This is a genomic window from Demequina sediminis (assembly GCF_030296675.1).
Classification (GTDB): domain Bacteria; phylum Actinomycetota; class Actinomycetes; order Actinomycetales; family Demequinaceae; genus Demequina; species Demequina sediminis.
In genome coordinates this window covers 2,561,252-2,586,042 of record NZ_AP027736.1, presented here as the reverse complement: position 1 = coordinate 2,586,042, position 24,791 = coordinate 2,561,252, and the positions used below count along the sequence as shown (strand labels likewise).

Annotated in this window: 17 protein-coding genes, 2 pseudogenes and 1 riboswitch; of the genes and pseudogenes, 5 read left to right on the top strand and 14 right to left on the bottom strand. The window is 67.4% G+C overall.

Annotated elements, in window-relative coordinates:
• Positions 1–17 precede the first annotated feature (17 nt).
• Positions 18–104: riboswitch (ZMP/ZTP riboswitch) on the bottom strand.
• Between the two features lie 84 nt (positions 105–188).
• The 3 genes from QUE44_RS13215 to QUE44_RS13205 form a co-directional block, all read right to left on the bottom strand.
• The gene (locus tag QUE44_RS13215) at positions 189–1,016 is read right to left on the bottom strand and encodes a hypothetical protein (RefSeq protein ID WP_286215125.1); all 828 of its coding nucleotides are present in this window, start codon (positions 1,014–1,016) and stop codon (positions 189–191) included.
• On the bottom strand, positions 1,009–2,091 hold the full coding sequence (locus tag QUE44_RS13210) for a hypothetical protein (RefSeq protein WP_286215124.1): 1,083 nt from the start codon (positions 2,089–2,091) through the stop codon (positions 1,009–1,011). Before QUE44_RS13210 ends, QUE44_RS13215 begins: the two co-directional genes overlap by 8 nt.
• 191 nt (positions 2,092–2,282) lie before the next feature.
• Complete coding sequence (locus tag QUE44_RS13205) at positions 2,283–2,819, bottom strand: GNAT family N-acetyltransferase (RefSeq protein WP_286215122.1); 537 nt, start codon at positions 2,817–2,819, stop codon at positions 2,283–2,285.
• 83 nt (positions 2,820–2,902) lie between these two features.
• Here QUE44_RS13205 and purU point away from each other — a divergent pair.
• Positions 2,903–3,753 (top strand): annotated as a pseudogene (gene purU, locus QUE44_RS13200) (formyltetrahydrofolate deformylase).
• 349 nt (positions 3,754–4,102) lie between these two features.
• On the opposite strand, the gene QUE44_RS13195 reads toward purU, so the two are convergent.
• Both QUE44_RS13195 and QUE44_RS13190 read right to left on the bottom strand, forming a co-directional pair.
• Entirely contained in the window at positions 4,103–5,092 is a 990-nt protein-coding gene (locus QUE44_RS13195) for a malate dehydrogenase (protein ID WP_286215121.1), read from the bottom strand.
• A gap of 109 nt (positions 5,093–5,201) precedes the next feature.
• A complete protein-coding gene (locus QUE44_RS13190; RefSeq protein WP_286215119.1) occupies positions 5,202–6,419 on the bottom strand; it encodes an NADP-dependent isocitrate dehydrogenase in 1,218 nt (405 codons plus the stop codon).
• 168 nt (positions 6,420–6,587) lie between these two features.
• On the opposite strand from QUE44_RS13190, the gene QUE44_RS13185 reads away from it, so the two are divergent.
• Complete coding sequence (locus QUE44_RS13185) at positions 6,588–7,427, top strand: aquaporin (protein WP_286215118.1); 840 nt, start codon at positions 6,588–6,590, stop codon at positions 7,425–7,427.
• 47 nt (positions 7,428–7,474) lie between these two features.
• Here QUE44_RS13185 and QUE44_RS13180 read toward each other — a convergent pair whose 3' ends face one another.
• From QUE44_RS13180 to purN, 3 genes are read right to left on the bottom strand one after another with little or no spacing between them, the layout of a single operon-like run.
• A complete protein-coding gene (locus QUE44_RS13180; protein WP_286215115.1) occupies positions 7,475–7,735 on the bottom strand; it encodes a hypothetical protein in 261 nt (86 codons plus the stop codon).
• A gap of 8 nt (positions 7,736–7,743) precedes the next feature.
• The gene (purH, locus tag QUE44_RS13175; protein WP_286215114.1) at positions 7,744–9,297 is read right to left on the bottom strand and encodes a bifunctional phosphoribosylaminoimidazolecarboxamide formyltransferase/IMP cyclohydrolase; all 1,554 of its coding nucleotides are present in this window, start codon (positions 9,295–9,297) and stop codon (positions 7,744–7,746) included.
• Positions 9,294–9,944 carry a phosphoribosylglycinamide formyltransferase gene (purN, locus tag QUE44_RS13170; RefSeq protein WP_286215112.1) on the bottom strand — a complete coding sequence of 217 codons (651 nt, stop codon included), beginning with the start codon at positions 9,942–9,944 and terminating at the stop codon, positions 9,294–9,296. Before purN ends, purH begins: the two co-directional genes overlap by 4 nt.
• 50 nt (positions 9,945–9,994) lie before the next feature.
• Here purN and QUE44_RS13165 point away from each other — a divergent pair, with 50 nt between their 5' ends.
• Entirely contained in the window at positions 9,995–10,420 is a 426-nt protein-coding gene (locus tag QUE44_RS13165) for a hypothetical protein (RefSeq protein ID WP_286215109.1), read from the top strand.
• 209 nt (positions 10,421–10,629) lie between these two features.
• Here the strand turns inward: QUE44_RS13165 and QUE44_RS13160 are convergent.
• The 5 genes and pseudogenes from QUE44_RS13160 to QUE44_RS13140 form a co-directional block, all read right to left on the bottom strand.
• Positions 10,630–11,685, bottom strand: a pseudogene (locus QUE44_RS13160) (IS3 family transposase); the annotation flags it as partial.
• A gap of 19 nt (positions 11,686–11,704) precedes the next feature.
• On the bottom strand, positions 11,705–13,297 hold the full coding sequence (locus QUE44_RS13155) for an IS1634 family transposase (protein ID WP_425558048.1): 1,593 nt from the start codon (positions 13,295–13,297) through the stop codon (positions 11,705–11,707).
• 144 nt (positions 13,298–13,441) lie between these two features.
• Positions 13,442–13,738, bottom strand: coding sequence for a transposase (locus QUE44_RS13150; RefSeq protein ID WP_286215105.1), 297 nt, complete (start codon positions 13,736–13,738; stop codon positions 13,442–13,444).
• A gap of 152 nt (positions 13,739–13,890) precedes the next feature.
• Positions 13,891–14,226 carry a hypothetical protein gene (locus QUE44_RS13145; protein WP_286215104.1) on the bottom strand — a complete coding sequence of 112 codons (336 nt, stop codon included), beginning with the start codon at positions 14,224–14,226 and terminating at the stop codon, positions 13,891–13,893.
• Positions 14,227–14,351: 125 nt separating this feature from the next.
• The gene (locus tag QUE44_RS13140; protein WP_286215102.1) at positions 14,352–20,645 is read right to left on the bottom strand and encodes a DNRLRE domain-containing protein; all 6,294 of its coding nucleotides are present in this window, start codon (positions 20,643–20,645) and stop codon (positions 14,352–14,354) included.
• Positions 20,646–21,003: 358 nt separating this feature from the next.
• Here QUE44_RS13140 and QUE44_RS13135 point away from each other — a divergent pair.
• Positions 21,004–22,193, top strand: a protein-coding gene (locus QUE44_RS13135) for an IS3 family transposase (RefSeq protein WP_286216779.1) whose coding sequence is annotated in 2 segments (ribosomal slippage) — positions 21,004–21,280 and positions 21,280–22,193 — 1,191 coding nt in all. Because the reading frame shifts where the segments join, the coding sequence is not laid out codon by codon here.
• Between the two features lie 78 nt (positions 22,194–22,271).
• Here QUE44_RS13135 and QUE44_RS13130 read toward each other — a convergent pair.
• Entirely contained in the window at positions 22,272–23,513 is a 1,242-nt protein-coding gene (locus QUE44_RS13130) for a cell division protein PerM (protein ID WP_286215101.1), read from the bottom strand.
• A 741-nt stretch (positions 23,514–24,254) separates the two neighbouring features.
• Here QUE44_RS13130 and QUE44_RS13125 point away from each other — a divergent pair.
• On the top strand, positions 24,255–24,785 hold the full coding sequence (locus tag QUE44_RS13125) for an endonuclease domain-containing protein (protein WP_286215100.1): 531 nt from the start codon (positions 24,255–24,257) through the stop codon (positions 24,783–24,785).
• Positions 24,786–24,791: the final 6 nt, after the last annotated feature.

The following is a 24,791-nucleotide window of genomic DNA, read 5'->3' as shown; positions in this document are numbered from 1 at the left end:
GCACCTAGCTTCCGGTGACCAGTGGCCCAGGCGTGCGACCAGCAGTCGAAGAACTCCTTGCCGCTCCCTGTGGGTGACCCACTGCGCCAGTTGCGGCGAGCGTCAGTCTAGCAACGCGGAACGATGCACGGGTCGGGTTCGTGCGAGGGTCACCCCCGCATCGTCCCGACTCAGTTCTCGCGACGCGGTCACCCTTCATGTTGCCGCGCATTGAGCGCGTCGCGAAGATCCTGCGCCAGGAGCGCGACGCTCTCCGAAACTGTGGCTGGATCGCCGACAAGCTCCTCCGCCGCGCCAGCCATGCGGGACCCAACCGCCCTCGACCCGGCAGCGAACAGCCGTTCGAGGTGCTCCAACGCTTCCAGCGTGACAGCGCGGCTCAGGCGCGCGTTCAGGAGGCCGTGCGTGGCGACCGCGAGAACCTCGGTGTCGATCGAGCGGAGCACGCGGTAGATGTCATGCGCGTCCTTGTTGTCGAGACGACTCGGTTGATCGATGCGGTCCTGGATCTTGTGGAGCTTCGCGACGAGCAATGCGGCGGGTCCCGCAACCGCGACCTCGAACTCGCGCGAGTCGGCCGACACGTCAAGGGCACGAATCATCATCCTGGTGTTGTCCACCAACGCCGCTTCCAGCCCCCGCGCGCGTCGCATCGCCTTCCGGTCGTGTGGAGGCACGCTGGCAGCCCGCGAACCCAGGCCAGCGACGGCCTCGGGCACCATGAGGTCGACCGGCACACCGCGCGGCGAGATCCACGTCCCTACCGCATGGTCCCTCGGGTCCGCTTCGAAGTGCGCCGCGATCATCGCGGCCTCGACACGGGGATCGGAACCGAGCGAGTCCGGATCCACGGCAAGGTCGCCGTCGGTCGTGTATTCCGCCAGCGCGACCTCTGCCGCTCCTGTGTGCAGGTAGATCGCTTGCGCGCCGACGACGACAAGTGCGTCCAAGTGAGCCTTGAGCGCCTCAAGGGCGTCGAGCAACCCCGTCCGCGCCAGCGTCACCGGATCACTCACGCCGCCACCGCGATTCATTGGCCCTCATCCACTCGATGAGGTACTCACCTTCGGCCGGCTCTCGACCCGGACCGTTGAGCAGGTCAGCGACCACCTGGGCGAGAGCCGCGACGGGGTATCCAGCGCTGGCAGGCGTCACATTGCGGAAGGGAACGTCACCCACGGTGGCGGGCTCGAGCAGCACGACGTTCGGTGCGACCGAATTCGGTCGCAGGCTCCAGGCGTCGGCGGCCTCCTGAATGGAGGACACGTACACGTACGCCGCCTTCGCCGGTGCGTACATTGCCCACTCCTTCGCGGCCACCGTCCCGGTCACCGCAACCGGAAACGCAGGCTTCGGGTCTAGCTTGGCGAGGAAAGCATCGAGGCCGCGCGGCTCGATGAAGGCCATAGTCCGCGTTGTTGTCGTAAACGATGCGTCGGCACTCCAGGTTCGCAGCAGCCGCTCCCAGTCGGTCACTGCGTACCGGTCGCCCTCCTTGACCACCAAGTCCTCGCGCTGCAGATAGTCGAGGACTCGATAGGTTGCACCGCTCGAGGCGCCCGCGACTGCGATGAGTTCACGCACGCGCCACGTGCGGTCGTAGTCCAGAAGGGTTCGCGCGATGCGCGCCGCAGGCTCTCCCTTGAGCGTCCCTCGCGGGCGCCCCTTGCGCCATGGGTCGCTCTCGGCCCCCTGGCACGAGATGAAGACGGCGGGCGAGTTGCTCTCTAGGCGCATGTTGCCTGTCGCGTCCGCGTAGGCGATGCGCTCCGCAGTGAGCGCATCGCGGACAGATTGCGAAAGGTAGCGCGCGCCGACCATCGGGATTCCGGAACGTTCGGTGATCGCGCCTCGCAGCCGGTCAGCGATGCGAGCCACGTCTCGGCGCTCGACTGCTTGTTTCACCTCGACCAAGAGGCGCGACGCCTCGCCACCGGGAGCCTCCACGCTCAGTTCAAGATCGACGTCCGCGGTGCTGCCACGAGAGGCTTTGCTCTCGATCACGCGCCACGTCGACGGCAAGCTGGTGCGAATCGCCGCAACGATGCGCCGCTCGATGTCTACAGATGTGGGGGCCGGGTCGACAGCCATGACGCTCACCACGATTCGGGTAATTGACCGAATCCGCCGCCAGCGGAATCGCGTAATTATGCGAACGTAGCACGTGCATGTTCGGGAAACAACCCAAGACCGATGTCAGCGGAACACCTGCGTTACCCGAATCTCGGCCTAGCCGCGCATCTCGCGGGTAAGAACGAGGGTCACCCCCGTATCGTCCTTCCTCAGTTCTCGCCGCGGACGGCGTTGTCCTCGTCCGCCGCGTCGTCGACGATCGCCCCCGCCTCGAGCACCTTGCGCAGGTAGGCGTAGGTGAGGTCGCCCGCGACCTGGTCGAACTGGTGCTCGTAGCCGTGCTTGTTGTACAGCGAGATGTTGTGCTTCGAGTTCTGACCGGTGAAGACCCACACCTCGCGGGTGTTCTCGGGCAGGTACGCGAGCACCGCGAACAGCAGCTGGGTCCCAATGCCGTGCCCCTGCTGGTCCGGGGCGACCGCGAGGCGTCCGATCGTCGCCTTGTCGTCCTCGATGCCCACGCGGATCGAGCCGATCAGCCGGTGCCCCTTCCACGCGCCCAAGGTCACGACGTCCTCGGACTGCAGGTCGACGATCAACTCCTCGAGCGTCTGCGTGAGCGCGGGGATGTTCGGGTCGTTGAACACCTGCGCCTCGGAGACGAACGCGGCACGCCGCACGGTCAGCAGCTCGCCCGCGTCGTCAACGGTCACCACGTCGATCCGGATCTGGTCGCCCTCGCTCATGCCCCTATCGTGGCATGACGGCACGATGACCGGTGTCCGTGACGCTCCGAGGAGGGGTGCGCGGACCGCTAACCTAGGACACCATGACCGACGCGTCCTCCTGGGTCCTCAGCCTGTCCTGCCCCGACCGGCCAGGCATCGTCCACGCGGTCTCCGGCGTGCTCGCCGACCACGACGGCAACATCACCGAGTCTCAGCAGTTCGGCGACCCGGACACGGGGCTGTTCTTCATGCGCGTCGAGTTCGCCTCCGCGGCGCCGCGCGCCGAGCTCGAGGCAGCGCTGGGCCAGCTGGGCGAGCGCTTCGAGATGACGTGGCGTCTCGACGTCGCGGGCAGGCGCATGCGCACGATCGTGATGGTGTCCAAGGCCGCACACTGCGTCAACGACCTCCTCTTCCGCGAGCGCGCGAAGACGCTTCCCGTCGAGATCGTCGCGGTGGTGGGCAACCACCCGACGTTGCGCGACCTGGCGGAGTTCTACGGCAAGCCGTTCCACCACATCCCCGTCACGCCCGACACCAAGCCCGACGCGGAGCGCGCGCTGCTCGCGCTCGTCGAGGACATGGACGCCGAGCTCGTGGTGCTCGCGCGCTACATGCAGATCCTCTCCCCGAACTGTCCGACGCGTTGCGCGGGCGCGCGATCAACATCCACCACTCGTTCCTGCCCAGCTTCAAGGGCGCGCGCCCGTACTTCCAGGCGCACGACCGCGGCGTCAAGCTCATCGGCGCCACCGCGCACTACGTCACGGGCGACCTCGACGAGGGCCCGATCATCGAGCAGGACGTCGAGCGCGTCGACCACACGTACACGCCGGAGTCGCTCACCGCGATCGGCGCGGACGTCGAGCGTCGCGCGCTGGCACGGGCCGTTCGCTGGCACGCGGAGCACCGCGTGCTGCTCGACGGCCACCGCACCATCGTCTTCAAGTAGCCTCACTCCCCCGTTTCGCGCGGCTCCGCCACACGCCGGACTCCGCATGGGACACGTGTGGTCGCTTCTCGGAGGAATCGGCGCGCCATGGGACGCTCATGGTCGCGTGCGTGTGGCGGAGCCGCGACATGGTGTGGGGTGCCACGTGATCGCGCTCCACGCCGCGGAGTAGCCGATCGCCTGAATGGCGGGTGGTGCGGCGAATCGCCCGCGTCTCGGGCTGCCCGCGTCGCGAGTAGCGGACCGAGCCGGAACCCGCCCGCGATCCAGGCCGGAGCCCGCACCGGACCCCACACGCGACGAGGGCCCCCGGGAATTACCCCCGAGGGCCCTCGCGCAGCAAGACGACCTAGATCAGCCCGAGCTCACGCACCGCGTCGCGCTCCTCGACCAGCTCACCCACGGACACGTCGATGCCTGCCTGCGCGGACTCCGACACGGACAGCCCCTGCACGATCTCCCACTGTCCGTCGCGCGAGACGCACGGGAAGCCCGAGATGAGGCCCTCGGGGACGCCGTACGAGCCATCTGACACCAGTCCCACCGAGGTCCACGACCCCTCGGGAGTCCCCAGCACCCAGTCGCGGACGTGGTCGATGGCCGCATTCGCGGCGGAGGCTGCGGACGATGCCCCGCGCGCCTCGATGATCGCGGCGCCACGCTTCGCGACGGTGGGGACAAACGTGTCCGCCACCCACGCATCGTCCGCGATCACGGACGGCGCGGGGCGCCCGCCGATCACGGCGTGAGCGATGTCGGGGTACTGCTTTGCGGAGTGGTTGCCCCAGATCGTGACGTTCGAGACGGCGGCGACCCCGACGCCGGCGCGCGCGGCGAGCTGCGCGAGAGCGCGGTTGTGGTCGAGCCGCATCATCGCGGTGAATCGCGAGGCGGGGACGTCGGGCGCGTGCGACGCCGCGATGAGCGCGTTGGTGTTCGCGGGGTTGCCCACCACGAGGACACGCACGTCGGAGGCCGCGCCCTTGTTGATCGCCGCACCCTGGGGGCCGAAGATGCCGCCGTTGGCAGCGAGCAGGTCGCCGCGCTCCATGCCCGGGCCGCGGGGACGCGCGCCCACGAGCAGCGCGACGTTGACGCTGTCGAACGCGGCCTCCGCCGAGTCGTAGATGTCGACGCCGGACAGCAGCGGGAAGGCGCAGTCGTCGAGCTCCATCGCGGTGCCCTCGGCGGCCTTGACGGCCTGCGGGATCTCGAGCAGGCGCAGCCGCACGGGCGTGTCGGGGCCGAGCATCGCGCCCGACGCGATGCGGAACAGGAGCGCATAGCCGATCTGGCCTGCCGCTCCGGTGACGGTGACGGTAACGGGTGTGGTGCTCACGTCGTCGTGACTCCTTGTGATGGGGTGGGGAAAGGGCGGGGATCCCCCGCCCGGAAGGGACGATGCGCCGGTCACCCGGGCATCGTCCCTGCGGCTACGGTCCCTGCGGCTACGCGAGGCGCGCCGCGAGGTTGGTGTCGAGCGTCGCGAGGAAGTCCTCGGTGGTCAGCCAGGCCTGGTCGGGGCCCACGAGCGCCGCGAGGTCCTTGGTCATCGCGCCCGACTCGACGGTGCGGATGATGACGTCCTCGAGCGTGGTCGCGAAGCCGGTGACCTCGGGCGTGCCGTCGAGCTTGCCGCGGTGCTTGAGGCCGCCGGTCCACGCGAAGATCGACGCGATGGGGTTGGTCGACGTGGGCTTGCCCGCCTGGTGCTGACGGAAGTGACGGGTCACGGTGCCGTGTGCGGCCTCGGCCTCGACCGTGCGGCCGTCCGGCGTCATGAGCACCGACGTCATGAGGCCCAGCGAGCCGAATCCCTGCGCGACCGTGTCGGACTGCACGTCACCGTCGTAGTTCTTGCACGCCCACACGTAGCCGCCCTCCCACTTCATGGCGGCGGCCACCATGTCGTCGATCAGGCGGTGCTCGTACGTGATGCCGGCGGCGTCGAACTGCGTCTTGAACTCGCGCTCGAAGACGTCGGCGAAGATGTCCTTGAATGCGCCGTCGTACTGCTTGAGGATCGTGTTCTTGGTCGACAGGTAGACCGGGTAGCCGCGCTGCAGCCCGTAGCTGAAGGACGCGCGCGCGAAGTCCTCGATGGACTTGTTGAAGTTGTACATGCCCATGACGACGCCGCCGTCCTCGGGCATCTTCACGACCTGGTGCTCGATGGGCGCGGAGCCGTCGTCGGGCGTGAAGGTGATCGTCACCGTGCCGGCGCCGGGCACCTTGAAGTTGGTGGCCTTGTACTGGTCGCCGTGCGCGTGGCGCCCGATCACGATGGGCTTGGTCCAGCCGGGCACCAGGCGCGGGATGTTAGAGATGATGATCGGCTCGCGGAACACGACTCCGCCCAGGATGTTGCGGATGGTGCCGTTGGGGCTCACCCACATCTTCTTGAGGCCAAACTCCTCGACGCGTGCCTCGTCGGGCGTGATGGTCGCGCACTTCACACCCACGCCGTGCTTCTTGATGGCGTGCGCCGCGTCGATCGTGATCTGGTCGTCCGTCGCGTCGCGCGACTCGATCCCCAGGTCGTAGTACTCGAGGTCGATGTCGAGGTACGGGTGGATGAGGCGGTCCTTGATGAACTGCCAGATGATTCGCGTCATCTCGTCGCCGTCGAGCTCGACAACCGTGCCTTCGACCTTGATCTTCGCCATGCGTCTTCCTCACACCGTCGGGGTTGTGGCACCAGGCTAGTCCACGTGCGCGGGGACCTTCGTCCCGGTCACGCCCCGCGCTGGCACGTCGCCCTCGCGTTCGCACGGGTGGCGTGGAACGATGCGGGTGAGCGTCCGGGTAGCGGCACGCCCGACCGAGGAGGAACGATGTCGAACGCACCTTTCGAACACGAACACACGCAGGCGGTTCCTGACCAGATCGAGTTCACCGAGGACCTCACCGAGGAGGTGTGGGTCGAGGACACGTCCGGTCCCGGACTCGTCGCCCGCATGACCGCGGAGGCGGTGGGCACCTTCATCTTCATCCTGCTCGCGCTCACCGTGGCGGTCTTCACCGACTCCAAGGTGCTCGTGCTGCTGGGCTTCGCGGTCCCGCTGTGGGCCATGATCGTGATGTTCGGCGGCGTGTCGGGCGGACACTTCAACCCCGCCGTCAGCGTGGGCGTGTGGATCGCGGGGCGCTTCCCCGGCCGTGACGTCGCGCCGTACATCCTCGCGCAGGTCATGGGAGCGAGCGCCGCCGGCGCGACGCTGTGGGCGCTGCTGGGATCGAACCCCCAGGTCACCGACGCACGCACGATCGTCAACTCCGTCGCGATCGGCTTTGCCGATCACTCCCCCACTCAGTTCCCGTGGGGCGCCGGCTTCGCCGTCGAGGTGATCGCGACCGCGATCTTCGTGGGCGTGATCCTCGCCGCCACCTCGGTGCGCGCGGTGAAGAACCTCGCGCCCGTCACCATCGGACTCACGCTGGGTGCGCTGCTGATGTTCGCGATCCCGTTCACCAATGGCGCGCTCAACCCGGCGCGCGCGACCGGCGCCGCGCTGTTCGCGGAGACCTGGGCGCTCGAGCAGCTGTGGCTGTTCTGGCTCGCACCCGTGATCGGCGGCGCGATCGCCGGACTGCTCGTGAGGGCGTTCGGCCCCGAGGAGGACATCGAGCGCATCGAGGTCATCGAGGTGGTCGAGGAGATCCACGAGGTCTAGCGTCCACCAGGGTCGCGACCGCCCCGCTGGCCTCAGCCCAGTTGGACTCAGCCCAGCGGGGTGGTCGCCCCCAGAAAGCCCAGCCCGATCGCGAGGATCGCGAGCACCGCGACGTCAATCGCGCGCCTGCGCACCGCGAACGCGCGGCCCACCGGCGTCACCACGCGCGCGACGGCGCCCGCGGCGGCGAACACCGCGAGCAGGATCACCGCGGGGCCCACGCCGATCACGAGTCCCGACAGCGCGATGAGCACCACCGCGACGGTGACCGTCACGGCAAGGCGCTGCGGGGTGAGGCCGTCGCTCATGAGCGCTCCTAGTGGAAGAAGTGCCGGGTGCCGGTGTGGAAGAGCGTCACGCCCGCGGCCTCGGCGGCGGCGATGACCTCGGGGTCGCGCACCGACCCTCCGGGAGACACGACCGCGCGCACCCCGGCCTCGGCGAGCACCTGCAGGCCGTCGGCGAACGGGAAGAACGCGTCCGATGCCGCGACCGCACCCTTGACGCGGTCATCCCCCGCGCGCTGGACCGCGAGGCGGCACGAGTCGACGCGGTTGACCTGCCCCATGCCGATTCCGACGGCGGCGCCGTCCTTGGCGAGCAGGATCGCGTTCGACTTGACCGCGCGGCATGCGCGCCACGCGAACTCGAGCTCGGCGATCAGTTCCGCGTCGGCGGCGGGACCCGCCACCTGAGTCCACGACTCGGGCGCGTCTCCCGGCGCGTCGATCGCGTCAACCGCCTGCACGAGCAGGCCGCCGGTGACGCGACGCCACTCGACGTCGAGCGGGGCCGGGTCGATCTCGAGGATGCGCAGGTTCTTCTTCTTCGCGAGGATCTCGACGGCCTCGTCGTCATACGCGGGCGCGACCACCACCTCGGTGAAGATCTCCGCGATCTGACGCGCGGCATCGGCCGTCACCACGCCGTTCGCGGCGATCACGCCGCCGAACGCGCTCACGGGGTCCGTCGCGTGCGCCTTGGCATGCGCCTCGGCGATGCTGTCCGCGACCGCGATCCCGCACGGGGTCGCGTGCTTGATGACCGCGACAGCGGGGCGCGCGTGGTCATACGCCGCGCGGACCGCGGCATCGGCATCCACGTAGTTGTTGAAGGACATCTCCTTGCCGTGGAGCTGACGCGCGCCGGCGATGCCGCCGCCCGTGCCGTCCGCGTACAACGCCGCGGCCTGGTGGGGGTTCTCGCCGTAGCGCAGCTCCGTCTCGCGGGTGAACGATGCCCCGATCCAGCCCGCGAGGCCCGTCGCGTCGTCGTCGGGGGCCTGGGTGGTCATCCACGTCGCGACCTGGACGTCGTAGTCGGCCGTGTGGCGGAAGGCCTTGACCGCGAGCCGCGTGCGGTCCGCGAGCGTGAAGCCGCCGTGGCCCACGGCGTTGGCGACCGCCTCGTAGTCCTCGGGGTCCACGACCACGGCGACGCTCGCGTGGTTCTTGGCGGCGCCGCGCACCATCGAGGGGCCGCCGATGTCGATCTGCTCGACGATCTCGTCGGGAGCGGCGCCCGACGCGACGGTCGCGGCGAACGGGTAGAGGTTGACGATCACGAGGTCGAAGGCCTCGATCTCGAGCTCCGCGAGCTGCGCGCGGTGCGACTCGAGACGGCGGTCGGCCAGGATGCCGGCGTGGACGCGCGGGTGCAGCGTCTTGACGCGGCCGTCGAGGCACTCGGGGAAGCCGGTGAGCTCCTCGACGGGGGTGACGGGCACTCCCGCGGACGCGATGCGCTGCGCGGTCGAGCCGGTCGACACGATCTGCACGCCCTCGTGGGTGAGGGCGGTCGCGAGCTCCTCGATGCCGGTCTTGTCGTAGACGGAGATGAGGGCGCGGCGCACGGGCTGACGCTCGGTCATGATGACTCCTCGGTGGTGGGGATGGCGGCTCCGATGCGGACGGAGCGGCCGGTCACGGTCCACCCTTCGCGCGCGAGGCGGCCGAGCGTGCGGGCGACCAGCCCCCGCTCGACCTCCTTGATGCGTGCATGAAGGGTGTCTTCGTTGTCGTCGTCGAGGACCTCGATCGCCGCCTGAGCGACGATGGGCCCGGTGTCCACGCCGGCGTCGACCAGGATGACGGTGCAGCCCGTGATCTTGGCGCCGCCCGCGAGGGCGTCCCGCACCCCGTGCGCGCCGGGATAGGCGGGCAGCAGGGCCGGATGCGTGTTGAGGATGCGGCCCCCGAAGCGCTCGAGCACGGGCGCCCCCAAGATTCGCATGAAGCCCGCGAGCAGCACGAGCTCGGGGTCGAAGGTGGCGAGGGTGCGCGCGATCGCGGCGTCCCACTGATCTCGGTCCTCGAAGTCCGCGAGGCGAACCACGGCGGTGGGGATGCCCTCGGAGCGCGCGATGTCGAGCGCGCCGGCGTCCGCGACGTCCGTGATCACGCCCACGACGCGCGCGCCGTAGGACTCCTCGCGAGCCGCCTCGATCACCGCACGCAAGGTCGATCCCGTCCCGGAGGCGAGCACGACGACACGCCGGGACCGGGGTGCGTTTGTCACAGCGCCGAGCCTATCGGCATGCTGGGGTCCACACCGACCGAGGGAGCACCATGACACCGACCCCCGACGCCCCGCCCGAGGTGGGCGCCGGCGCTCGCCGCGCGGTCCAGTGGAGCCTCGCCCTGCTCGCCCTCACCATGCTCGTGCTGCTGATCGGTCCGCGCTGGGGACTGCTGTCGCTCGTGGTCGCGCCGGCCACGGCGGCGGCCATGATCACCGCGCTGGTGATGCTGCGCGGGGTGCGCCTCGTGGCGCTCAAGGTGATGCTCGGGGTCGGGATCGGGGTGTCCGTCATCGCGCTGCTCTACGGGCTGGGGCTGGTGGTGCTGCGCGAGCCCGTCGAGCAGCTCGCACAGTGCCAGGAGCGGGCGATCACCCAGACCGCGCAGCGCCAGTGCATCGCGGAGTACGAGCAGGCCTACATGGACCTGCTCGAGCGCTGGGGCCTCACCCCGCCCGCCGGCACCTCGTCCTGACCCACGGCAACCCGGTGTCCCTCGACTGACGGACTCTTGTGCGAATCGGGAAGAGCCACGTCCGCGCGGGAGGGGCACCCCCACAAGGCACGCCGCTATGAAGCCGACCGGCATCGTCAACCAGAGCGGCACCAAGGAGCCGAAAGGAGGACGGTGCCGGTGGGCGTGGTGAACGGATAGGTGACATCTTGACCTGACCCACGGTTTGGTTACCTGATCAGGTGTGCCGTGCGGGCGGGGATGGTGTGCTTTTGTGACTGTAGTTCGAAGTCGACGGGCGTGAGATATCCGATCGACGAGTGGCGTCGAGCGCGGTTGTGCCACACCTCGATGTACTCGAAGATCGCGTTGGCGAGCTCGACGCGGGTGTTCCATCGTTGACGGTCGAGCAGTTCGATCTGCATCGAGGACCAGAACGATTCCATTCACACGCGTTGTCGAGCCCGTCGCCGACGGTGCCGAACGAGGGCATGAGGCCGGCGGCGCGGATGCGGTTGCGTGACAAGCCCCGGACGTGAATTGGGCTCCGTGGTCGGCATGAACGATACCTCCGGGCGCGGGGCCCAAGGGTCTTGATGGCCATGTCGAGGGCGTTCAGTACGAGTCGGGTGTCGGCACTGGAGTCGATGGACCAGCCGACGATCTTGCGGCGCAAGGCGTCCAGGACGCAGCAGCAGTACAGCCAGCCTTCCCGCGTCCTGTGTTGGAGCGCACGTCGGTGACCCACAGCTCGTTGGGCTTCATCCGGTGGAACTTGCGGTTCACGAGGTCGTCGGCGGTCACGACGCCTCGTAGCCGCTTGATCCGTGTCGGTCCCGGGAGTCCGTAGAGGCCTGCGTCGTGCATCAAGGTGAACACGAGCCTGGAGCTGACTGAGACGTCCATTCCCATCGTCAGTTCGGCGTGAACTCTGCGGTAGCCACACGTGCCGCGGGAAGCGAGGTGAACCTCGCGGATGAGCCCGGAGAGCCACTCGCGGCGCATCTTCGTCGGGGAGGTCGGGCGATGCTTGTAGCGGTAGTAACCAGGCTTGGACACGCCCAGGATGCGGCAGCAGGTCAGGACGGGGTGCCCGACGGCGACGAGGAGGTCGATCACCGGGTGGACTCTTTTGGGTGAGGCTTGTCCTCTCCCAGGAGCTTGCCCGCGACGCGCAGAATCTCGACTTCACGTTCGAGTTCGCGGATGCGCTTGCGGGCCGCCTTCAGCTCGGCGTTCTCGGTCGTTGTCGTCCCGGCGATTTCGTCATGATCGATCCGGTCCTGACCTGACTCGTGCCACTCCCTAGTGACTGGATTCGAGTCGATCGAGTAGTGCCTGGACGTCTTCTTCGAGCTCGGCTTCGAAGGTGATGGTCTCGCCGTTGATGCTGACGGTGGAGGAGCGGACCTCGCGCAGCGTCGTGATGATTTTCTTGATGCTCATCTCGCCGGCGGCTTGCAGGTGGCGGGCGATGGCGAGGGCTGCGAACACGACGGTCAGGTGCGCCTCGATCGCGTCGCGCCTGTGGTGGAAGACCGGTCGGGCTTTCAGGTCGGACTTTGTCATGCGGAATGACTGCTCGACCTTCCACAGGTCGTGGTAGGCGCCGATGATGGCGCTGCCAGGCATGATCTTGGGTGGGATGTTCGTGACGTAGCCCTTGATGCCGGCCAGTTGGCGGGCACGGTCGATGGTGGCCTGGTCGAGCTCTTTGCGCGCACCGGACACCTTCAAGAACCGTGTCTTGCGTAGCGGCATCTGTCCGGCGGCGATTCTTTCGGCCTTGGCGATCATGAGGTTGATGTTGCGGTCGTCCCTCTTGTTGCGTTTGAACGACCACTGGTAGACGATCCGCCGTTCACGCGCGCCGGCCCCGGAGCCCATCACGCGCGTGGATTCGAGGATCTGCCCGTCGGTGAAGTGGTTGCCGTGGGCGTGGAAGTGATCGTCCAAATCGTAGGGCGCTTTCGTCAGACGGGACCCGACGATGAACGACAAGCCCGCATCCTCGAGGGCGTTGAGGTTACCGGCGGACAGCATGCCGGCGTCGGCGACGACGACGATGTCGTCGATGCCGTGACGGGTCTGGAAGGCGTGCAGCACCGGGATCAGGGTGGTGGTCTCGGCCTTGTTGCCTTCGAACAGGTGCATCTCGAGCGGCACCCCGGCCTGGTCGACGAGGAGCCCGACTTGGACCTGCGGGTCCACGCGATGTTCCTTGGACATCCCCACACGTCGCAGGGTGTCTTCGTCGTCGTTCTCGAAATGCAGGGTCGTCACGTCGTACATCACGAACGTCGCCGGACCGGTCGCCTTCAATGAGTAGGCCAGGCAGGCACGGGCGATCTGGTCGCGGTAGCCGCGCTCATTCACGCGTTGCAGCGACCGGAACAGCGTTCTGAGCGCCACCGGCGGCGCGCCCACGGACGCCAAGACCCGCACCGTGTCGGCCTTCGATGTCGGCTCGATCAGCCGCGCCAGCACCATCGCCCGGAACGCCTCGTCGTCGACGACGTCGAATCCCAGCCGCGTGTACGCGTCCGTCAACACGCGCCACAGCACCGTCGCAGAGGTGCGGACCGTGCGCCCGCCCGCGGCGACCTTCACCGGCCGGCCCACACCCGTAGCCGCGTCGGCCGCTTCGACCTTGGCGGCCGTCCAGTCCGCGATGTCGTCCATCCGCGCCGGCACCGCAGCAAGCGCGCCCAGGTCGAGCTCGCCCTGCCCAGGAGCGACGCGGTCACGCGCCAGAGCCATCAACACCGCCAGCTCCGCATCCGTGTGGGCCGACCCGACATGCTCGATGCTGTCGGCCTCACCCGGGATGCGCGTGATGATCTGCACCGCGACCGCGCCGGACGTGGTGCGAACCCTACGCACGAACCGGGAAGCCACCCCCGAAGACTCCCACAACCGACTTCCTAGTGACCGACACACACCCCACCCCAACACGAAGCCCCAGGTACATCGGGCCCGAGCCGTACGCCGAGGCGAGGGTGGCACGAGTCAGGGGGTGCCCGACGGCGACGAGGAGGTCGATCACCGGGTGGACTCTTTTGGGTGAGGCTTGTCCTCTCCCAGGAGCTTGCCCGCGACGCGCAGAATCTCGACTTCACGTTCGAGTTCGCGGATGCGCTTGCGGGCCGCCTTCAGCTCGGCGTTCTCGGTCGTTGTCGTCCCGGCGATTTCGTCATGATCGATCCGGTCCTGACGCACCCAGTTGCGCAAACACCCCTCGCTGATGCCTAGGCTCGGGGCAACGACGGTGACGGGCTTGCCGGCACGCACGGGCGCGACAGCTCGCTGACGAAACTCGGAAGGGTAGGGCTTTGGCATGGTTCGGACTCCTCGCAATCGAGCCTGAACGACACACTGCCACTGGTAACCAAACCGTGGGTCAGGTCAGACTGTCACCTGTTCGTTCACCACGCCCCACGCGCTACACCGTCAACTGCGAGGAGCCGCTAGAGCCATCACCAATGCAATGTTCATCCCTGGTGGACGGAGACGCTCGCCCCCAGTTCGCGAAGGGCCTTCGCGAACGCACCAACGACTTCACTGCTCGCACCAGCCGCAATCACCACAGGAAAACTCTCTGCGAACGCCGCACCCTTCGCTGCGCTCACTGAGACGCCATGAGACTGCATCAGGTAACGCATGATCTCGACTCGCTCACCGCCGCCTTCCGGGATGCCATCAAGATGTAGAGCCCACTCCCCGCCGTCGAGCCCAACAACGGGCAGGGGCAGCCCTCGCCGGTCCCCACGGGCACGGCCATCAAATCGCCGCGCCACAATTAGCGCCGGGGCACCGAGCGCGAACACGGCTACGATTCTCCAGAAGGAATGTCCCGACAACGGCGGGATTGATATGACCACCACGACGCAGCCGATATAGACCGTTGCTACCCACGCCCAGGTCAACGCTCGCCTCATTGATAACCACTTTTCTAGTACCATAGCCACTGAAAGAACTTGTTGATGGCTGGCTCCATACGGCCACCCCTGCCCTTACGCAAAATCCAATCACTTGCCCGCTTACCGAGCGAGCTTTTCATGAATCGAACCAGTACGACTTTGCTCGCTCCTAAGAAGGCGCCCGCGACGAAACCTTTCATGAAGGCGCTCACGATTTGCTTGGTTGTCAGGGTACCGTTGTTGTCCGCAAGGGCCTTGAGAATGCTCGACACTCCGGTGAAAAAGCCTGTGCACACTGGGCGCAGGGCAATCGACGCTGTGCAGAAGACCTGCGCACCGCCCGCAATGACAAGGGCGGCCGCCCACAACCCGGCCTTGGCCCATGCGCTTAGTGCGCCGGTGGTGTCTAGTTTGTTGATTGGATCTGCTGGATACCCGTAGACGGTCTCATTCCCACCCACAACCGGATCAACGGAAGTGAACAGACCGGTCTGCGCATTGTAGAGGCGCACGCCCATGAGGGTGAGTCCGAAGCTGTCGGCCGCACGCTCATGCGATCCCAGCCAGCCGTAGGTGATTGCACCCGTTGCCGCTGCGACGTTGCCGGCGAGGAGGCGACCGTACTCGTCGTAGTCGGAGTACGCGCCGACCCCTGTCACCGCCCCATCGGCGGCGATTGTAAGCGGCAGCGCGATGTCGCCGCGCAAGTCCGCAAGTTGAAGTGACGCGACTTCGCTGGACACCGTCAGGCCGAGTCCGCCCTCAATCGCGGACCCATACCATGTTGTGGTCGTCGCACCACTGACGTCGGTCTCGACGGCCCAAGCGGGGTTGTCGGAGCCATCGGCATAGTGGCGCACTAGCGTCGACGTTCCAGCACCTGACACGGTGGTCGCGATCGAGCGTCGCTGTGCGGCATCGAGACTGTAGGTTGTCGTCACGCCTGCCTGGCTGACCGCGTGGGCGAGGTCGTTGTCGTAGTAGCCCAGCGTGATGTCACCCGCAGCGACGCCCCCAGCAGTGTCGACCGCTGGGATCGTGGTTTGACGACCGAATAGGTCGTAGACGTACGACCCGGTCCCATTCGCGCCGGTTTGGACACGGTCCTTGTTGTCGTAGGTCCAGGTCTCGGATGTCCCGGTTCCTACGGCGGGACATACGTTGGCGGTGTCGGAGATTGCGGTGTTTCGCGCGAGGCGGTGGCCACGCGTGTCGAAGGTGTAGGACCGGGTGACGCATGGTGTGATGCCACTTGTATCCGCAGGATCTGCGTAGAGCAGGCTCTGATCTTGGACGGTCACGAGACGCCCGAACGCGTCGTAGGCGTAGGTGCGTCCGAATCCCGTGACGTGGTCAGGATCGAGTCCCGTCGCTGGTGTTGACTCTGCGGTCATTCGGCCCGCAGCGTCATAGTCGGCTGACCAGGTCAGCAGAGGCGTCTCCCCGTCGTCAGTGACGAAGGCGTAGGAGAGTTCAGCGACGTGGCCGGCGTCGCTGTAGGTGGTCAACTGGACGATTTCTCCAGGCATGGTCTGTCGCGTCAGGCGTCCCATTGCGTCGTAGGCTGCCGCGAAGGCATACGAGGATTGCCCATCGCTACTGGTCACGACCTTGCCGGTGACCAGTCCGCGGCGCTCGACGAGGCCGTTGGCATCGGTACCGTCGTAGGTGTAGGTGGTGACCTGAAGTCCGTCGTCGATGCTGCCAACATTGCCGAACATGTCGTAGGTGGTGACGGTAGTTGCGCCGTCGGTGTCGACGTAGTTCTGGACGCGTCCCCAGGTGTCGTAGGTCGTACGCACGCCGGGCCCGGCGGTCGATCCCGACGTTGTCTTCGTCTGCAGTCCGGTAGTGCTGTCGTACGTGTGCCAGGTTGAGGGTAGCGGCGTGGAGCCCGGAAAGCCCATAGTGGCAACTGATGTGGACTCAAGCCGTCCGTCGAGGAGGTAGCTCGTCGTCGTGGTCCGTGTGGCGTTCCCGACGCCTTCAACGATCGTTTCAGGATCGAGGTACATCGAGTACCGGGTCATGCGGGTCAGCGGGAGATCGGCGAGCGACTTCGTGACACAGATCTCGCCAGCCCACGCGGGCTGGTTGCCGCAGGCCGTGTCGAGGTCATTGGCGCCGGCCGTGTAGTAGACCGTGTGGGTAGTGCCAGCATCTGCGCCGGTGGACCCAGCTTCTTGGCTGAGGACGGGGCGTCCGAGAGCGTCGAAGCCTGTGACCGCCGAGAGGCTCTCGGCCGTGTCTGCTCCGGTGGTGGTGACGGTGGAGGGCACGCCAGTAAACCATGCGGTGCCCGCGTAGGTCATGGTGTACGTGCTGATAACAGAGCTGGAGTTTCCCCTCTCGGACGTGATGTCTGTCTTCCATACGAGGTTGGGTACCGCTCCCGCGAGCGGTCGTTCTGCCTCGACCGGGTTCTCGTCGGCGTAGGTGTAATGGATGTGGGTGGTCGCGCCGTAAGCTTGCGGGGTCCAGATGTCGGTGATCCGGGTGCCGGAGTCGTTGTATTCCGTGCGGGTCGAGGCGGACTGAACATTGTCATAATCGACAGTCGGCGCCGTCTCGGTAACCTGGCTGGCCACAGTCGTGGTGCCCGAAACGTCGAGGGATCCCTCGACGTTGTCGTTGTCGTCGTAGTCGCTAGCGGTGTACTGCCAGGCACCAGCGCCGTAGTTGGCAGTGTTGACCACCCGGCCGTGGGCGTCGGTGAAGGTGACCGAGGCGTTGAGCCACTCGTTGGAGTCGACGCTTGCCACGGTCGAGCCACCCGGGTCGTGGCCCTGGCCGAATACTGCAAACCCGGTAGTCGCCGTCTGCTCACTGGTCCACGCCGTGGCGGCGGACCGGATGTCGGGGCTTGCCGCGGGCGGGTTGGCCGTGTCGATGCCGTACACGAATCGTGCGACCGGGACGTCAGCCTGCGTTCCGTCCCAGTGCTTGCGCGTGACACGCAGCACGGACGACGCACCTTGGGTCGATGTCCCATACTCGATAGTCCACGGCGCGAGACCGCTCTCGGCGACGAGGGTCAGTAGCAACACTCCGCCGGACATGGTGTACCCGTACGTCGTGCCCAGGCCCGAGCGCGGGTCGATGGCACGTGCCAGTCGCCCTGACGAATCGTAGGTGTAGGCGACGACAGCGTCGGTACGCATGGCTTCGAGGTCGGGGTCCCAGGCGCGGTACCCGATCGACGCGATGCGTCCCGTGTAGGCGCCCGTCGCGGCGTCCATGGCCGTGTAGTAGGTCATCTCGAGTGCACGGCACCCGGCACTCGACACAGTCGAACAGTCGACTCCCTCGGGCGCGGGGGCAACGATCGACTCCACCCGTCCCAGCGCGTCATACGTGTAGGTGGTCCGCAGCACAGCTGTTGCGGACACCTGCTTGTCGACGTACAGCGGCTTCCACTCCCCGCTCGCCATATACGACCACGTCGTCGACACGTTGCCATCGGTCAGGACCAGGCGTGCCGCGGTACCGGAACCAGTAAGAGTAAGCTGGGCGCCAGACGCAATGGTGGCGCGATCGAGCGGCGCATAGGCCCCGATCTCGCGTGCGACGATTCCCGCGCTGGGCTCCCGGAACGTGAAGTAGCTACCTGTTCCGTCCTCGAAAGCGATCGTGCCATCGACGCCGGTGTTGTCGATCACACGCATACCTGCCGCGCCCACGCTCGGCCCGTCGAAAGACGCGATCCAACCCGGACCGAACACCGACGATGCTCCTCCGTCGCCGAACGTCAGATAGTTCCTTGACACCGAGAGAGTGTCCATGTACCCAGGCACGGCCGCATCCGTCGCGCCGGCGTGGAACTCACCCGTCCAGAGCGAGACCTGGCCCGGACCAGCATCCGCCACAGGGAAGTTGTTCCCAAACGCATGCGGAATTCGTAGTACCGAGGGATGCGTCGCGGGGTCGTCACGCCAGGTACAGAGCACATCGTTGGTGTAGGTGTAGGTGAAGCACACCTGCACCTCCATCAGGAAAGGAACGCGCTCCTTGCCCGCGCTTGCTGCGGTGGCGGCGGCATTCCATGTGTAGTCAGCCTTGGCGCTAGACCCGGCGGTGGCGTCTGGTAGGTCAGCGATCTTCTCCCAACCGTCCGTTGACCCGGTCGCGTCCGAGTACCCGGCACCATTCGCCGTGCCGCCCGCACGCCAGTACACAGCACGCTTGACCGTGCCGTTGGCTCCTGGAGGGGCATCAGCGGAGATCTTGACCTTGTCGGTGGTCTTATAGGCCGCAGTCGGGGAGGTAATCCCGACCGTTCCGATGCCGTACTCGAGGGTCTTCCACGCGCTGGTGTTGCCGGCGCGGTCGATCGCACGCGCCTCGACCTTGTGACCACCGTTCGTGCGCGGCAGGCCGGTCACGATCGCGCTGCCCGAGGTGGCGTTCACCGTCTTCACGGTCCCGCCATCGACCTTGTACTCGAACTTCACTGCATCGGTCGCGGCCAGTGAGGCGCTGATTGATGCCGGAGGAGTTTCAAGCCACTGCCCGTGGCTCACCTGCGCCGAGCTGATGGTGGTGGCGCCGGGTGCGACGGTGTCCACAACGACCGACCATGTCGGGTTCGACGACGCCTTGGAATCAAGCGAGCCGTCGTTGGCCCACACCTTGACTGTGCGCGAGGACCCGTTGGCCTGCGTGGGAAGCGTGTACGAGGACACCGCACCGCTAGCCACCGTGGAGCCCGACACTGCTGTTGCACCATTGAAGGAGAACTTGCCCTTCACGTTGCCGCCATCAGGATCAGACACCGTCACCGAGAACGTCGGGGTCGGATCGTTGGTGTACACCGTCGAACCCGCCACCGGTGCACTTGCGTTGACCTTCACACCCATCGGCGTGTTCGGGTACGAGTTATACGTCACGGACAGCACCGGCTTGTTCGATGCCGAGTTACCCGAGTAGAACCGCTTCCAATACGAGTTGTCCGTCTCCGAGGACGCCTTCACACCAATGCCCTTGGCAGTGACCGTTCCCGTCGACCAGTTCTGCGCCATCGTGGTCACATCAGCGCTGACCCAGCCGTCACTGCAGGACGACGAGTAGCCCTTCGTAGAAGACACCGTGTCGTACTTCACCGACATCGCAGGCATGTTCGACCATCGCGTCGCGGTCGACGTGGTCGACGTCGACCACACCTCCCAGTTGCGTGCCGTGCACGACCACGAATGCCAGTTGTACAGCTTCAACGTCGCCGACGTGACCTTCTTGCCCAGAATCGGCGACACGTTCACGTTCAGATACGAGCGGTACTTCGAAGCCCCCGAGTCCCACGTCCCCACCCGCAACTCAGTCTCGGACGACTTATCCACCGTCGACGCATTCGACACGTACGTGTCAAAGGTCAACGACAAGTTCACGGACGGATCAATCACCACAGGGAACGCGTCACCATCAGAGAACGGCACATCGTCGGCGTCGACACTGATGGTCGCGACACCATCCGTCACCGCCACCGCGGCAGGAACCTCAATCTCCGTCGGAGGAACGTTCAGATCCGCGACCGCGGTTACGCTCGCGGCCACCACAGGCTCCGAACTTGCCTGTGTCGCGTCATCGGCAGCCATGGACGCCACCGGCACCATACGCCGCTCATCGGAGTGCGCATCCCACACCGCAACATCAGAGACCTGGGCGACCACGTCGCCCTCACTGCCACGCACCACCACTTCCTCGCGCGCCTTGCGCAAATCACCGTCAGGGCTGGCCACCGTCAACGTCAACCGCTCGGCCCGCTCCAAAGCGTCGGCGTCATGTGCCACGAAGAACTGCTCATAGCCCGTAGCGGTGACATAGAACACCAAGTCAATACCAGGGAGCACATCCACATAGCGGATCGCGTCAGCCTCAACCACCGGAGCCGGAACAGTCCCCTCCCACGACAACGTGAACGGCTGCCCCTCAGCGTCGACACCCGCGACCACGTCGACACGCCCATTGCCCCCGCCGGAGAACACCAGATCACCCGGATGCGCGACCGGACGATACGAACCATCGCTGTAACGCACCAGCTGCGTGTCCACACGCTCCCAGCCAGCCTCCGTCGACGGATCCTCACCCGTCGCCACCCACTCCGGACCACTCGACATATCCGAACGCCACTGACCATCAGGAAGAGCGAACGTCTGCGACGACTCGGTGCGCTGAGACACATCCTCAACAGCCTCACCACGCACCCGCGCCAACACCGAAGCCGACACAGCATCAGGCGCAGTCAAACCACCAGACGCACCAGCCACAGTCCAATCCGTCGCGGACTCCTCGATCACAGCCGCTGCGGCCGGGCCCGCCTCAGTGACTGCCACGACACACAACGCCCCGGCCGTCAACATAGACGCCAACCGGAACGACAAGGACCACGGATCCGACATCCGCACACGCCCACCAGACAGGATCAAGACGACCAACCCCAGACAGAAAGAAGCCAGCAACAGCGGAACTGACACCACGCCAACCGCCGCTCCGTAGCCACCTCCCCAGGCAACCCCACTCGTGAGCTGCGCCATTTCTACCAGGACAGACACCACCCGTCGCAAGGCAACACGGAGTGCAATATGTCACACTCGCTTCATGCCAACGACGCGGTACGGCAGCGTGGGGTTGACCCCGGATTCCGGACACTGACCAGACGGGTTTCGCGTGAGCGAGTGCCTGTCGGGGAGGATGTCCGTGATGGGCACGAAGAAGAGGAAGACGTATACGCCGGAGTATCGGCGTGAGGCTGCGCGGCTGGTGATCGATACCGGGCGCACGATCGTCGCGGTGGCGCGTGAGATCGGCGTGGGTGAGGCCTTGTTGGGGCGCTGGGTCGCGGCCGAGCGGGCACGGTCGGGCGGGGGTGAGCGGCCGTTGGATGTCGACGAGCGGGCCGAGCTCGATCGGCTCAGGCGCGAGGTTGCCGAGCTGCGGATGGATAACGAGTTCTTGGGAAAAGCGGCGGCCTTCTTCGCCTCGAAGCACGACCGGAGGAACGGTTCGCGCTGATCGAGGCGGAGAAGGCCAACTACCCGGTCACCCGCATGTGCGACCTGCTTGGCGTGGACCGTCGCCGCTACTACGAGTGGCGGGCCAGGCAGGCCGCAGGGCCCTCCGCGCGCGAGCAACGCGATGCCGATCTCACGGCTCAGATCCGCGCGTTCCACGATGCGTCGGCTGGCACCTATGGGGCCCCGCGCATCCGGGCGGACCTGCGCGACGAGGGTGTGGCGGTGTCACGCAAGAAGGTCGCGTCGTTGATGAAAGACGCTGGTATCGCAGGGATCAGCCCGCGCACGTGGCATCCGCCGACCACGGTGCGTGGTGCCGACCCGTTCCCCGTGCCTGACCTTGTCGAGCGCGCTTTCGACACCGGCGCACGTGACTGCGTGTGGCTGTCCGACATCACGTATCTGCGCACCGGTGAGGGCTGGGCGTACCTGTGCGTCGTGCGCGATGGACACACCCGCAGGGTCCTGGGTCGGGCCGTCGCCGACTCGCTGCACACCGACGTGGTCGAGGCCGCGCTGCGCCAGGCCGTGGCCCTGCGCGGCGACCTGGCCGGCAAGGTCGTCTTCCACGCCGACCGCGGCGTCCAATACACCAGCGCACAGATCGCCGCTGCCGCCAAGGAACTCGGACTGCTGCGATCGATGGGCCGCACCGGCGTGTGTTGGGATAACGCCCCGGCCGAGTCGTTCTGGTCGGTGTTCAAAAACGAGTACTACCACCGGCACGTCTTCGCGACCATCGAGGATGCCCGGCGAGGCTCCTACACCTGGATCGACGGCTGGTACAACGCCCGCCGACGCCACAGCGCCCTGGGCTACCTCAGCCCGCTAGAGTACGAACGCCGCCAGCTCGCGCTGGCCGCATGACCAACCAACTACCTGTCCGGGAAACGGGGTCAACTTCAGCGCCAGGCGCCCTCGCGAACGCTCGAGACTCCCGCAGGCCTACATCAACCTGCTCGAGCGCTGGGGCCTCACCCCGCCCGCCGACACCTCGCCCTGACCCACGGCATCCTCACCGGCGCGACCGGCATCTTCCGTGCGACCGGCATCATTCCCGCGAGAGCGCAGCCACCGCCACCCCTCGCGTGCGCCCCACACCGCGGCGTAGCCACCCGCGACCAGGGCGGTTCCCACGATCGTGACGGGCACGACCTCGGCGCCAGCGACCGCGAGCGCCCCGGGGCCAATCGACCCGCGCGACACCATCGTGAGCACAGCGAGACCCGCGGCGACCACCGCGACGGCGGTGCCCGCCGCGCGTGCCCCGGCCCACCCACGGCCCACGCGTCGGTGGAGCAGCGCGAACGCGAGCGCCGAGAGTGCCGCCACAACCGCCGGTGCCCATACCCACCATCCACCGGAGCCCGACGGCAGCGCGCCGAGCAGGGGTAGCTGCGGCAGCGCGGCCTCCGTCAGGGTGTCGGGCGCGTACAGCGACCCTGTGCCCACCACGAAGCCGGGACCGATCACCCACGCGACCATCCAGCACGCGAGCGTGGGCACGTAGAGCACCTCGCCCAGCGCGAGCGCGCCCGCGCCCAGCGGGTCCATCGCGAGGCCGGTCGCCGTGGATGCGACGCGGTCCATCCCCAGCACCGCCCACGCAGTTCCGGCTGCCGCGGCCAGCAGGAGCACCAGGGCGAGCGTCGCAAGGCCCAGGCGCAGCCCCGCACGGATCGTCGCGGGGATGCGGTCGAGCATCTCGAGGCGCGCGCCGTATGCGCGCCAGATCCCGATCGCCACCGCCGGCGCGGCGATCAGCGCGCCCACGGTCGTGGCCCGCAGGACCGATGCCGTGGTCGAGTCGGTCGCGGCGGTCGCCAGCCCCGCAATCACCCCAGCACCCCCGGCAAAGGCCGCGACGGCGAGTCCCCAGCTGGTCCACGTCTTGACCGCGAAGCGGCGCGCGACGGACGCGAGGATCGCGCCGCTCAACAGCACCATGCCCAGCGGCACGAGCGACACGACGCCGTCACCCGCCGGAACCGGAACGCCGTGCCCGAGCAGCCACAGGCGGGTCGCCACGGTCGCGGCACCCGACCAATCGACCGCGGCCGAGCCGTCGAGGCTCGGCGCGCCCGCGACCGCCGCGAGCGCGGGGGCGAGCACCACGAGATAGGACAACAGCACGCCCTGCAGCCCCGTGAGGACACCGCCGGCCCACCCGGGCAGCGCCTCACGCATGCGACTGATCGCACGGCGCACGGCGCGCGGCGCGCGAGCGGGACGCGAACTGCGCGGCGCGGGGTCCGGGCGCGGGGTTGATGCCGGGCGCGGCGGGTCGAAGGGCATGGCATCCATGGTCGCGCGGCGCGGTCGCAATGCGGCGGACCGGCGCGCGGGGTCCGGACCGCGTCCTGCTGCCCCGTCCGCTCCGTCGCCCCCTACCCCGTCTCGCTGACACGTGGGTGCCCGATTTCGCAGCGTTCTGGACACTGTTGTGTCAGCGGGGCGCGGGGTGACGTCGCTGTCCACAGATTCTCGCGGTCACCTGCACGCGCCGAGCCCCGCGACGGACCATGACGCATGACCCGTCACGCTCGCGTCTCGCGCGCAATCGAGGAGCTCCTCGCGCGCCTCCACGGGCCTTTCGAGCCGGCGCTGACGCGCGCCGAGGTTCTCGCCGCCATCGGGCGCCGCGGACTCGAGTCAGCAGTCGCGCACAGCGAACTGGTCTCGGTGCTGCCAGGGATCTACGTCGCGGGAGACCTCGCGCTGGACCATCGCGTACGGTGCGCCGCCGTGCGAGTGTGGAGCAAGGGCCGGATACTCATCGGCGGAGAGTCCGCCCTTCACCTTGCGAATCCACGCTTCGCCGCCCCGGCAAGAGTGAGAGCAATCGGGCCGCCGCACTGGAATGCGCGCCCGCCTTCGTGGCTGGACCTCAGCCGACGCCCTATGCCTCGCACCAGGTCCACCTTTCGAATGGTGCCGTGCCTGGCAGCCGAGGACGCCCTGCTCGACGCGTGGGCCCGAGCCCCAGCGCACCGCCGCAAGGACATTCTCTACCAGGCGTTGTGGCTGAAGATCGTGGGCGCGAGGCGACTGATTTCGGAAGCCGCGCGCCGGCGTCGCCTACCCGACCGTGCGCATTTCGATGCCATCATGGGCGACTTCTTGGACGGTGCGACGTCTCCTTCGGAGGTGATGGCGAGGCGCGAAGTCTTCACGGGCCAGCGCTTCCGCGACCTCGAATGGCACGTCGCAATGCGGATCGCCGGACGGGACCGGACCGCAGATTCGCTGCACCGCGCGCGCCGCGTGGTGATCGAGCTCGACGGCGCGGGCTATCACTCGTCGCGCACTGCCGTCGACAGTGATCGCACCAGGGACGTCGAGTTCGCATCCGAAGGCTGGCACACCGTCAGGTTTTCGTTTCGGGACCTGCGCGAGCGGCCCGAGTGGTGCCGGGAGATGCTGCTGCGAGTCCTCGCGACGCGCCGGCCCAGACCCTGACTGACA

What these genes read in the sequence shown, in the direction of transcription:
- QUE44_RS13185 (WP_286215118.1), top strand. Translation starts at nt 6,588, where the DNA reads ATGTCGAACGCACCTTTCGAACACGAACACACGCAGGCGGTTCCTGAC.
- purH (WP_286215114.1), bottom strand. Translation starts at nt 9,297, where the DNA reads ATGACCGAGCGTCAGCCCGTGCGCCGCGCCCTCATCTCCGTCTACGAC.
- QUE44_RS13180 (WP_286215115.1), bottom strand. Translation starts at nt 7,735, where the DNA reads ATGAGCGACGGCCTCACCCCGCAGCGCCTTGCCGTGACGGTCACCGTC.
- QUE44_RS13130 (WP_286215101.1), bottom strand. Translation starts at nt 23,513, where the DNA reads ATGCGTGAGGCGCTGCCCGGGTGGGCCGGCGGTGTCCTCACGGGGCTG.
- QUE44_RS13190 (WP_286215119.1), bottom strand. Translation starts at nt 6,419, where the DNA reads ATGGCGAAGATCAAGGTCGAAGGCACGGTTGTCGAGCTCGACGGCGAC.
- QUE44_RS13205 (WP_286215122.1), bottom strand. Translation starts at nt 2,819, where the DNA reads ATGAGCGAGGGCGACCAGATCCGGATCGACGTGGTGACCGTTGACGAC.
- QUE44_RS13150 (WP_286215105.1), bottom strand. Translation starts at nt 13,738, where the DNA reads ATGCCAAAGCCCTACCCTTCCGAGTTTCGTCAGCGAGCTGTCGCGCCC.
- QUE44_RS13125 (WP_286215100.1), top strand. Translation starts at nt 24,255, where the DNA reads ATGGTGCCGTGCCTGGCAGCCGAGGACGCCCTGCTCGACGCGTGGGCC.
- QUE44_RS13165 (WP_286215109.1), top strand. Translation starts at nt 9,995, where the DNA reads ATGACACCGACCCCCGACGCCCCGCCCGAGGTGGGCGCCGGCGCTCGC.
- QUE44_RS13210 (WP_286215124.1), bottom strand. Translation starts at nt 2,091, where the DNA reads ATGGCTGTCGACCCGGCCCCCACATCTGTAGACATCGAGCGGCGCATC.